This window comes from Rhizobacter sp. P1_G5, from assembly GCF_056405435.1.
Map to the genome: position 1 here is coordinate 1 of NZ_JBFUCB010000146.1, position 11,142 is coordinate 11,142.

At 67.4% G+C, this 11,142-nt stretch carries 11 protein-coding genes; 6 read left to right on the forward strand and 5 right to left on the reverse strand.

Annotated features, from left to right (window positions below):
* The 6 genes from AC1D12_RS12755 to AC1D12_RS12780 form a co-directional block, all read left to right on the forward strand.
* The coding region (locus tag AC1D12_RS12755; RefSeq protein WP_477840756.1) for a hypothetical protein at nucleotides 1-285 on the forward strand (285 nt) is incomplete at its 5' end.
* A gap of 356 nt (nucleotides 286-641) precedes the next feature.
* On the forward strand, nucleotides 642-839 hold the full coding sequence (locus tag AC1D12_RS12760; RefSeq protein ID WP_477827811.1) for a hypothetical protein: 198 nt from the start codon (nucleotides 642-644) through the stop codon (nucleotides 837-839).
* A 35-nt stretch (nucleotides 840-874) separates the two neighbouring features.
* Nucleotides 875-1,351 carry a GNAT family N-acetyltransferase gene (locus AC1D12_RS12765; protein WP_477840758.1) on the forward strand — a complete coding sequence of 159 codons (477 nt, stop codon included), beginning with the start codon at nucleotides 875-877 and terminating at the stop codon, nucleotides 1,349-1,351.
* Nucleotides 1,348-1,722 (forward strand): hypothetical protein, encoded by a 375-nt coding sequence (locus AC1D12_RS12770; protein ID WP_477840760.1) that lies wholly within the window; start codon nucleotides 1,348-1,350, stop codon nucleotides 1,720-1,722. Before AC1D12_RS12765 ends, AC1D12_RS12770 begins: the two co-directional genes overlap by 4 nt.
* Nucleotides 1,719-2,366, forward strand: coding sequence for a histidine phosphatase family protein (locus AC1D12_RS12775; RefSeq protein WP_477840762.1), 648 nt, complete (start codon nucleotides 1,719-1,721; stop codon nucleotides 2,364-2,366). Before AC1D12_RS12770 ends, AC1D12_RS12775 begins: the two co-directional genes overlap by 4 nt.
* A 259-nt stretch (nucleotides 2,367-2,625) precedes the next feature.
* Nucleotides 2,626-4,146: an FAD-dependent monooxygenase gene (locus tag AC1D12_RS12780; RefSeq protein WP_477840764.1), complete on the forward strand. Its 1,521-nt coding sequence runs from the start codon at nucleotides 2,626-2,628 to the stop codon at nucleotides 4,144-4,146.
* A 2-nt stretch (nucleotides 4,147-4,148) separates the two neighbouring features.
* On the opposite strand, the gene AC1D12_RS12785 is transcribed toward AC1D12_RS12780, so the two are convergent.
* The 5 genes from AC1D12_RS12785 to AC1D12_RS12805 form a co-directional block, all read right to left on the reverse strand.
* Nucleotides 4,149-5,474: an OmpP1/FadL family transporter gene (locus tag AC1D12_RS12785; protein WP_477826807.1), complete on the reverse strand. Its 1,326-nt coding sequence runs from the start codon at nucleotides 5,472-5,474 to the stop codon at nucleotides 4,149-4,151.
* Between the two features lie 38 nt (nucleotides 5,475-5,512).
* Entirely contained in the window at nucleotides 5,513-6,337 is an 825-nt protein-coding gene (locus AC1D12_RS12790) for an oxidoreductase (protein ID WP_477826808.1), read from the reverse strand.
* Complete coding sequence (locus tag AC1D12_RS12795; RefSeq protein WP_477840766.1) at nucleotides 6,338-9,409, reverse strand: efflux RND transporter permease subunit; 3,072 nt, start codon at nucleotides 9,407-9,409, stop codon at nucleotides 6,338-6,340.
* A complete protein-coding gene (locus tag AC1D12_RS12800; protein ID WP_477826998.1) occupies nucleotides 9,406-10,542 on the reverse strand; it encodes an efflux RND transporter periplasmic adaptor subunit in 1,137 nt (378 codons plus the stop codon). The genes AC1D12_RS12795 and AC1D12_RS12800 overlap by 4 nt, the downstream gene beginning before the upstream one ends.
* A gap of 17 nt (nucleotides 10,543-10,559) precedes the next feature.
* The coding region (locus AC1D12_RS12805) for a TolC family protein (protein WP_477840767.1) at nucleotides 10,560-11,142 on the reverse strand (583 nt) is incomplete at its 5' end.

An 11,142-nucleotide genomic window follows, 5' to 3' on the forward strand; every position in this document is an offset into this window, starting at 1 on the left:
GGGTCCGATATGCCAAGCCCAGCATCCCCCGCAAAATGCCCTCACTGCGGATTCGTCGTGCTGACGAATCGGTACCCGAAGTGCGAGCGTTGCGACCGCCCGCTCCCGAAGGACATGGTCCTGTCCCAGGCCGAACTGGAAGCGGTCTTTGCATGCGAGCGACTGGAACGCGAGGAAGCCAGCCGGAAGGCGCATCGCAAGGAGATGGACAAGCCGATGGTCGGAATCGGCGGTGAATCGCGGTCCGGGCCATCGCTGGACGATTGGCTGGATCTCGTCATCTGATCGATCCGCCACGGCACTCATCGGCACTTCGCGCACGCTTCGCAACCCCTTCATCCACCGTCAACAGATTCAGGCCCTCATCATTCACGGGTGACGGCCAACGCCGTCAAGTCGCATGCTTCGCACACTTGCCACCCTCACGCTGCCTTTGACGCTCGTTGCCTGCGCCGTGCAGGCGCAGACCACGGTCCCGTTCAAGATGGGGGGCCAGCCGCAAGGCTCGGTGCCCTTCAAGGAGACGCACGCGAGATGAATCGAATGGGAGACGCGTTCGATCACCTGCACTTGGCCGATCGAAAGAAGGAGCTCGAGACCTCGCTGCATTTCGCAGTGGTTCGCGGACAGGAGCCTGGACGATGAACATCATCGGAGTGAGGCGTGCGATCGCTTCCAGGTTTCCAGTCGAAGCGGCCGATGCTGACGACTTCTTGGCACAGTGCGTCGAGAATCTGATGTCGGGGCTGAAGGCCGATGCCAGGCGATGGGCTTGGCCGATGATTCCTCCCAATCTCAAAAAGTTGTTCATTGACTTTTGGGGTGAACCGGACGTCTGACCGCGCATGGACATTCCCTGCTACAAGTCACCCACATGAACATTCGCGAGCTTCAGCCGCAGGAACTTCAGCCGCTGCTCCGCCTGTACACGCACCTGCACGAGCATGACGACCCGCTGCCGCCCATCTCAGCCATCGAGACCGTCTGGGCTGAGGCTCTCGCCAATCCACGCATCAAGTACTTCGGCGGCTTTGCCGAAGCCGATCTGGTCTCGAGCTGCACGCTCACCGTCATTCCGAACCTCACTCGCGCTTGCCGGCCCTACGGGCTGATCGAGAACGTCGTCACCCATGCGGCGCATCGTGGGCAAGGCTGGGGCAAAGCCCTCCTTGCACAGGCCCTGGCTGAAGCCTGGAAGCAAGGGTGCTACAAGGTCATGCTGCTCACCGGCCGCAAGGACGAGGGCACTTTGCAGTTCTACGAGCAAGCGGGATTCGATCGCCACGGAAAGCAAGCCTTCGTGGCGAAGCCCGCAGATGGGGGGGACAGCAAGGTGGAAGCTCCACGATGAGATCGATCAATCGGCACTTCAGGCTCGAAGGCTGGCTGATGATCGGCGTCTTTCTGGCCCCGTTCGCGCTGGGACTCATTGCGGCCCTGGTACTCCCCGCGTTTGTGGCCCCAGGCAAGAACTCCGTCGACTCTCCCGATGCGGCCATTGCAGCGTCAAGGCAGGCTTGGCGCTCAGTCTCCGAGAAGACGAGCCAGTCGTCATTCAGTCCAGCCAGCACGGCTCGATTCGAGCCTTACTCCGCGACGCTGGAAGATGGCGTCTGGGTCGTGCGTGGCACCGCTGCAGCCGGCTACCGAGGAGAGATTCTCGTCACGCGGGTGCGGCAAGGTGACGGCACCGTCGAGGTGAGGAGCGAGGCCATCAAATGACCAGCGCCACGACAAGCATGACTTCCATCTTTCTGATCCGCCATGGCGCCTACGACGAAGGGCAGGTCGACGGTGCGGGCCCGCACGTCGATCTCGGGCTGTCCGATGAGGGGAAACTGCAGGCGCAGGCACTGGCCGACAGGCTTCGCCTCGGCAAGGAAATCCACGCCGACGCCCTCTACGCCAGCACGCTGCCAAGAGCTCGGCAGACTGCGGACATCCTGGCCCCGGCGCTCGGCCTTTCTGCCGTGCCGGAACAAGACCTGGAGGAATGGCGGAGCGACGACGGCACGATGGACACCAACGAGTTCACCACCCTCTGGCAGAGCCTGAGCGAGCGAGACCGGCAATTCCATCGCTTCGCCCCTGGCTGCGAAACCACCATCGAGTTCAGTGCCCGGGTGCAATCGGCACTCCACGCGATCGTCAAGAAACACCTCGGGCAGACCGCCGTGCTCGTGGTCCATGGCGGCGTGATCCAGGTGGCCTTTCAGTACTTCTTCGGCTACGGAGATGCCGCCTTTCGGCGCGCCTACCCTGCTGTCGGCTACACCTCCATCACCCACTGGAACCTGCCAATGAACACCAGCAAGTGGGTCCTCGAATCATCGAATGACAGGCATCATCTGAGAAGGTCTGCGTGAGTCCGCTCCGCCGCTAGAATCGCTCCCGATCCCGTGCCTCCTGCGCCGGGACGCCTTCCCCGGAACATCCCACCCATCGGTGCGGCCTATCGCCAAGCGAACCCGTCTTCGTTCCCGACCTTGAATCGTCGACCGCGTTGTTTCTCCCGCTGAAGCCGGAGACCCACGCGCTCGCCTGCTGACCCCCTCAGTTTCGTTGTCCTGACCGGCTGCGCATCGACGCAGCCGCGCGAAGCTGTGCGACTGCCATCCACATGCCATGACCTCCCAATCCTCTCCCCGTCTTCACGATGTCGTCATCGCCGGCGCCGGCCCCGTCGGCCTCTTCCTCGCCTGCGAACTCGCGCTGGCCCGGCTCGACGTGCTGGTCCTCGAACGGGCCGACAGCCCCGCAACCCCGTTGAAGGCGGCGCCGCTCGGCACCCGCGGCCTGTCCGTCGCGACCGGCGAGGCCTTCCACCGCCGCGGGCTCCTCGACGACCTCCTCGCCACCGCGGCGGCTGCAACGGGCGCTCCACGCAAAGCCCAGGCCGGTCATTTCGCGGGCATCGCGATCGACGCCGCCAGGATCGACCCGTCTCGCTGGACGTACCGCCTGCCGAACCCGGCCTCCAGCAATTTCGCGGCCGACATGGCATCGGTGGAATCGGTGCTCGCGGCACGGGCGCTCGCGCTGGGCGTCGACATCCGCCGCGGCCTCGCAGTCACCGGGTTCGATGATCGCGGCGACCACGTCCTCGTCCACACCGGTAGCCTCTCGGTCCAGGCGAAGTGGCTGGTCGGCTGCGATGGTGGCCGCAGCACGGTTCGCAAGCTGGGCGACTTCGAGTTCCCCGGCACCGAGCCCGAATTCACCGCGTACTCGGCGCTGGTGGACATCGCCGACCCCGAGAAGCTGCGCCCCGGTCGCAATGCCACACCCGTCGGCTTCTACATGAACCAGCCGGGCCAGATCGCCATCGCCGACTTTGATGGCGGCGCCTTCAACCGATCGGAGGCGATCACGCTCGAGCACCTGCAGGTGGTGCTTCGCCGCGTGTCGGGCACCGATGTCACGCTGTCCGCCGTCCACCTCGCCACCAGCTTCACCGACCGCGCGCGGCTCGTCACGGCGTACCGCAAGGGCCGCGTGTTGCTCGCCGGCGATGCGGCGCACATCCATTCCGCACTCGGCGGCCAGGGCCTGAACGCGGGCCTGGGCGACGCGATGAACCTCGGCTGGAAACTCGCGGCCACGGTCCGCGGCACGGCGCCTGCCGGGCTGCTCGACACCTACCAGGCGGAGCGGCACCCGGTGGGGCAGTGGCTGCTGGACTGGACGCGCGCGCAAGTCGCGATCATGCGGCCGGGTCCGCAGGGGCGGGCCCTCGAAAGCATCCTGCGCGACCTGATGAGCACACCCGACGGGTCCACCTACTTTGCCGGGCAGCTGTGGGACCTCTCGCTGCGCTATGACCTGGGCGGCAGGCACCCGCTGACCGGTTGCAGCGCGCCCGATCTCGAGTTCGACGACGGCAGCAGGCTCGCGTCGCACCTCCATGACGGCGCAGGCCTGCTGGTCGATCTCGACGGCTCGCATCCCTTGCGGCACAGCGCTGCGCCGTGGAGCGATCGAATCAGCTACGTGGCCGGCAACGCGAAGCAACCGCTCGGCCTGGCGGCCCTGCTGGTGCGCCCGGACGGCTTTGTCGCCTGGGCGTGCGACGGGCCGCCGTCGCACGACGAGGTTCGCCTGGCAGCCATGCGCTGGTTCGGCTCGCCGCATCCGGTGGCGCGATAGCGTCAGAAGCGGTATTGGGCAGAAACCGCGACGATGTCGCTGCGCAGCTTGTACGTACCTTGCAGCGTGCTGGCGGTGGACGAAGTGAGGTTCACGCTCGTGTCCTTGATGAACAAGTGCGTGTAGCCAACACTGCAGGTCAGCGACTCGCCCACCCGCCATGTCGCCCCGAGGGACAGCCACCTTCGGCTGACGTCAGGGACGCGGACGTCTCGCACCGCATCGGTGACGGGGGTCTGGTCATAGGCGGCACCGCCACGAAAGGTCCAGCTGTCGTTGGCCCGGTACTCCGTGCCGATCGAGTAGAACGACGTGTTCCGATAGCCGAAGTGCAGCGTCTCGTCGGGCAGGTTGGATGCGAAGTCCAGCACCACGCTGCCGAACTTTTCCCATGACGTGCGCGAGTAGTCCGCCATCACGGTCCACTGGTCGTCGAGTCGCTGGCTGACACTGAGCGTCCAGGACGACGGCATCGTCAGCTCGGTGCTCGCGCTCGTGCTCACGAAGGTGCCGGGCCTGGCCGCGGACAGCACGGCGTTGGCGGCCGGGGGGATCGAGAAGTCGACCTGGGCGCTCTTCGGCTTGTGCCTGACCTCCGAGCGATAGGCCAATCCGATCGTCGTCCCGTCAGCCGGGCGCAGCAGGCCGCCGAGCGTGTAGCCGACCGCGGTGTCGTGGCCGTCGATGTCGATGTATCCGTCCGCACTGGTCGGGGAGAAGCCGGAGACGCTGGAAGCGGCCAGGAGAGCGCCGAAGTCGATCGCGTCGCGCAACTTCACCTCCATGCGCTCGGCGAACACCGAGGCGCCGAGCGACAGGACCTCGTTCACCTTGTAGGACCCCGCCACGCCGGCGTCGACGGCCTTGAGCTCTGTTCTCACGCCTTGGTAACGGCCGACCCAGCCATCGTCGTATTCGGTCTTGAAGCCGAACGGCGCCGTGATGGAGAAGCCGAGATGGATTCGATCCGTCAGAGGCGTGTGGAAGTACAGCGACGGCACCGCAGCGGTGTCGCCGGCGTTGCCGCCATGGCCTCCGGACAGCGGGCGGCCCAGCGCGTCATGGCCCGTGCCGTCGAACCTGACGGCGTAGTCGATGACCGCGACATCGGCCTGGATCAACCGGCCGTTCAGCAGCGTCATGGCGGCGGGGTTGTTCGCGATCACGGTGGCGTCTCCGCCTTCGCTGATCGAGCCCGCGAAGGCGCGCCCCTGGCCAGTGGCACTCTGCTCCTTGAGCTGGAAGGCAGCCGCGTTGGCCGTGCCGACGCAGGCGAGGCTGGCCGCGATGGCGAGTAGAGTCTGATGCTGTACCTTGATGGAATTCATGTGGGTGTCGGTTTCATGGAGGGGTGGGGTGGCGCGACCTATGCCGGCAGCCGCAGCTGCTTGCGCAGGCTCTTGTCAAACGCGGCTGCCGGGACGAACCGACGAAGCAGGCTCACTTGTCGCGCGAATCCACCTGCGGCGTAGCGGCGGCGCGGGTTTGCCGCGAAGCAGGCCTTCAAGACGGTTTGCGCCACCGACTCCGGCGAGTCGGCGTTTTTCATCACGTCGCGCATGACAGCCTCCGCGTTCGAGCGTGCGGACTTGTAGTTGTCGAGCGGTTGGTCAGCCTGGATCAGATTGCTCTCGAACGAAGTCCGTGTGTACGCGGGTTCGACGAGCACCACCCTGACACCCGCGTCCCTGACCTCATGGTCCAGCGACTCGGAATAGCCTTCCACGGCGTGCTTGCTCGATGCATACAGCGCCATGTAAGGGGCCGGGATCAGTCCCATGACGGAGCTGATGTTGACGATCCGGCCCCGCCCCTGCCGGCGCATGACGGGAAGGACGGCGTTCGTGGTCCGCATCACGCCGAACACATTGACGGCGAAGAGTGACTTCGCCTGCTCGATGGATGACTCCTCCGCGCCGCCCATCAGCCCGACCCCTGCGTTGTTGACCAGCAGATCGATGCGGCCGGCCTTTGCAAGCACTTCGCCGAACGCGGCCTCGACTGACGCATCGCTGGTGACATCGCAAACCAGGTACTCGACACCCGCGGACTTCGACGGCGGAGGTTTGCGACAGGTGCCGAAGACCCGGTATCCGGCCCGCGCCAGTGCCAGCGCGGTGGCCTCTCCGATACCGCCCGATGCCCCGGTGACKATCGCGACGCCATCCTGCTGCTTGTGGTCGTTGGACATTCATTGCTCCTTGGTTGAAATGTGGTCACGCCGGACGCGGAACCAGGCGGCGTACAGTGCCGGCACGAAGACGAGGGTGAGCGCCGTGGCCACGACGAGGCCGCCCATGATCGAGATGGCCATCGGCCCCCAGAAGACGCTGTGCGTGAGCGGGATCATGGCCAGCACCGCGGCGGCGGCGGTCAGCACCACGGGGCGCGAGCGCCGTACCGTGGCGTCGACGATGGCGGTCCAGGGCGCCACGCCGCGCGCGATGTCCTGGTCGATCTGGTCGACCAGGATGATCGAGTTGCGCATGATCATGCCGCTCAGGGCGATCACGCCCAGCAGCGCGACGAAGCCGAATGGCGCCTGGAACAGCAGCAGCGCCGGCACCACGCCGATCAGCGCCAGCGGCGCCGTCATGAACACCATGAACAGGCGTGAAAAGCTCTGCAACTGGATCATCAGCAGAGTCAGCATCACCGCGAACATCGCCGGGAACACCGCGAACAGTGCCTTGTTGGCCTTGTCGCTCTCCTCGATGGCGCCGCCGTCCTCGAGGCGGTAGCCCGTGGGCAAGCTGTCGACGATCGGCTGCAGCAACGGCCGGATCTTCGCGGTGGCGTCCGGACCCTGCACGCCGTCGGCGACGTCGCTGCGCACGGTGAGCACCATGTCGCGGTTGCGTCGCCACAGCACCGGCTCCTCGAAGCCCGGCTCCACGCGGGCCAGCTGCGACAGCGGAACGGTCACGCCGCTGCGCGTGAACACGGGCAGGTCGCCCAGTCGACCGATGCTCTTGCGCTCCTCGGGTGTCGCTCGCACGACCACGTCGATGAGCTCTTCGCCACGGCGGATCTGCGTCACGGGTGCGCCGTCCAGCGTGGTCTGCACCAGGCCCTGGATGTCGGCCGTGGACAGGCCCAGCAGCCGTGCCTTGTCCTGGTCGACGTGGACCCTCATCGAGCGGACCTGCTCGTTCCAGTCCAACTGCGTGTCACGCACCAGCAGGCTCTGGCGCACCGCGTCGCGCACCTTGTAGGCGATCTCCCTCACCTGCGCCTTGTCGGGGCCGATGACACGGAACTGGACCGGGAAACCCACCGGCGGGCCGAACTCCAGGCGCGTGACGCGCGCGTTGACGTCCGGCAACGCCTCGTCCTTGGCGAACAGGTCCATCAGCCGGGCGCGCACACGTTCGCGCTGTTCAATGCCCGCCGTCTTGACGACGAACTGTGCGAAGCCCGGGTTCGGCAACTCCGGCAGGATCGACAGATAGAAGCGCGGCGTGCCGGCACCGGTGTAAGCGGTGAAGAATTCGATGTCCGGGTCTTTCGCCAGTCGGGCTTCGAGCAGCTTCACCTGGCGCTCGGTCGCGGCGAAAGACGCCCCTTCGCGCAGTCTCAGGTCCACCAGCAGTTCCGGCCGCGATGCGGTGGGGAAGAACTGCTGCTGTACCGTCAGCATGCCGGTACCGGCGATGGCGAAGAGCAGCACCGTGGCGCCGAGCACCCAGGCCCGGCGCTGCACCGCCCAATCGATGACGGCGCGCAGCCGGTGGTAGACGGGCCGGTCGTAGACGTCGTGGTGCGTGCCGGCGGCCAGGTTCTTCGGCAACAGCAGCACGCCCAGGTACGGCGTGAAGATCACGGCCACCAGCCACGACAGGATCAGCGCCAGCCCGACGACCCAGAAGATGCCGCCCGCGTACTGGCCGGCGATCGACTTGGCGAAACCCACCGGCATGAACCCGGCGGCCGTGATCAACGTGCCGGTCAGCATCGGAAGCGCCGTGGTCGTGTAGGCGTAGGTGGCAGCGCGCAGCCGGTCCCAGCCTTCCTCCAGCTTCACCACCATCATCTCCACCGCGATGATGGCGTCGTCGACCAACAAGCCCAGCGCGATGATCAGCGCGCCCAGCGAGATGCGGTCCAGGGCCCAGCCGGCCGCGTGCATGACGGCCGCCACCAGCCCGAGCACCAGCGGCACCGACGCGGCCACCACGATGCCGGTGCGCCAGCCCAGGAACAGGAAGGACACGGCCAGCACGATGGCCAGCGCTTCCAGGAACGAGCGCTCGAATTCCCAGACCGACTCCTCCACCACGCGCGGCTGGTCGGCGTACTGCTGGATCTCCACGCCCGCCGGCAGTTCCTGCCGCACCTGCGCCAGCCGCTGTTCCAGCGCGTGCCCGAAGTCCAGCACGTTGCCGTTGGCCTGCATCGTCACGCCGATGGCCAGCACCGGCACGCCGTTGTGGCGGATGGTCAGGCTCGGCGGATCCTCGTAGCCGGTGCGCACGGTGGCGATGTCGGCCAGCCGCAGCAGCTGGCCACCCACTTCCAGCGTCACGTTGGAAACGTCCGCGGTGCCGTGCAATCCGCCGTCCACGCGCACCTGCACGCGGTCGTGCGTGGCATCGGCCGAACCGGCCGGGGCCACCAGGTTCTGGCGCGCCAGCGCGTCGAACACGGCGGTCGGCGCGATGCCGAGTGCGGCCAGCCGCCGGGTGGACAGCTCCACGTACACGCGCTCGGCCTGCTTGCCCAGAACGTCGACCTTGCCGACGCCGTCCACGCCCTGGATGCGCCGCTTCACGTCTTCGGTGACCGCCAGCAGCTCGGCCATCGACAGCTCGGGCGCGCTCAACGCGTAGAGCACGCTGTAGCGGTCGTTGTACTCGTCGTTGAAGAAGGGCCCGCGCACGCCGTCGGGGAACTCCTGGCGCACATCGCCGATCTTCTTGCGCACCTGGTACCAGGCGTTGTCCAGCTCCGCCTTGCTCGRGCCGCCCTTCATGTACAGCGTGACACCGCCATAACCCTGGCGTGCGAAGCTGCGCACGGATTCGAAGTGATCCAGCTCCTGCAGCCGGCGCTCGATGCGGTTGAGCACCTGGTCTTGCACGTCCTGCGCGGTGGCGCCGGGCCACACGACGATGGCCGTCATTTGCGGCACGTCGAAGTTGGGGTCCTCCAGACGGCCCAAGCGGCTGAAGGACATGACGCCGACGATGAGCGTCGCGATGATCAGGAACAGCACCATCGGCTGGTGCGTGACGGCCCATTCCGAGAGATTGAAGCGCTTCATGACTGCCCTTGCGAGCTGCTCTTGGTGACGGGGGCGGGCCCGGCTTCGGGCGAACGTTCGACGGCCCGCACCTTGATGCCGGCATCGAGCTTCTGGGCACCGACGCTGACCACCCGGCTGCCGGCGGCCAGGCCGGTGACGCGCACCGACGCGTCGTCCGCGCCGACCACCTGCACGGGCTGGAACGCCAGGCCCGAGCCCTTGGCATCCAGCACCCAGACGCCCGCGGAGCCGCTGGCCTTCACCAGCGCAGTGACCGGCAGGGCGGCCGTCGGCGCACCCGCGGTCGGGTCGGACAGGTTCAGCTGCATGGTGCTGCCCAGTGGCAGCGCCGCGACCTGCGCGCGCGATTCGGGGGTCGCGGCATAGCGCACGCGGAAGGTCCGGCCCTGCGCGCTGGCCAGTGGCGAGAGTTCGCGCAACACCAGCCGCAGCGGCGCTTTTGCGTCTTGCGCCGCGCCCTGCCAGGGCGTGGCCACGGCGGCGAGGGTCCGCGCCCGGCCCACCCATTCCTCCGGCAGGTCGGCGACGATCTCGCGTTCCCCGTCACGGGCCAGCGACAGCACGGGTTGGCCCTCGGTGACCACCTGGCCACGCTCGAAGCGCAGCGCCGTCACCACGCCGGCATAGGGCGCCACCAGCGTGGCATAGCCTTCGCGGTTGCGCGCCAGGTCGAGCTGGCGGCGGGCCTGGTCCAGGCGAGCCGCAGCTGCGTCGGCACGCGCCTTCTGGCGCTCATGGTCGGCAGCGCCCACCGAACCGTCGGCGAGCAGGCGGCGCATGCGCGCCTCGTCGGACGCGGCCTGTTGCGCATCCACGGAAGCAGCCTGCACCTGGTCGGCAGCGGCCCTCGCGCCCAACTGATAGTCGGCAGGGTCGAGGCGAGCGAGTGCCTGGCCGGCCTTCACGACATCACCGACCTCGATCAGACGCTCGACCACCTTGCCGCCGGCGCGAAAACCCAGGTCCGTCTCGACACGCGCTCGAACCACGGAGGTGAAGGCGCGCGTCTGCGCGGACGCCGTCTCGGTCACCGTGGTCACGAAGACCGGCTTGACGATGGCGGCAGGAGCGCCTGGCTTGCTGCAGGCGGCCGACAGCGCGCTGGCAGCGACCATGACCGTGAGGGTCATGGCGGGGGAGATCCTGTTCATCGGGGCGTCCTTGCGGCAAGAGAAGTCGAGACAACACCGGTCCGAGGCGGCGCGAAGCCCCCGCCCAGTGCCTTGTAGAGTTGAACGTCGGCCAGCACCTGCTGAAGGCGACTGCTCGACAGGGCGAGTTCGCTGGCCAGCACCGAACGCTGTACGTCCAGCAACACCAGCAGGTCGATCTGGCCTTCGCGCTGCAGCGACCGGGCGCGCTGCAGCGAGCGGCGGCGGTGGTCGACGGTGCGGCTCAGCGCGGCAGCGCGCTCGGCCTCTTCGGTGCGCACCAGCAGGCTGTCCTCGACTTCCTGCACGGCCACCAGCACCGCCTTCTGCCAGGCCAGCAGGGCCTCCTCGGCCCGCGCCGACTGCACGCGGATGCCGGCGTCGATGCGCCCGGCATTGAAGATCGGCGCGGCAAACGCCAGCGCGACGTTCGAAAAATGCACCGGCGCGAGATCCAGCGCGTTCAGCCGCAGGTCCTCGCGGCCGAACAGGGCGCTCAGGAACAGCTTGGGCCACCACTGCGCGCGTGCCTCGGCGCCGCGCAGCGTCTCGGCCGCGACGCGCGCCTCGGCGGCGATC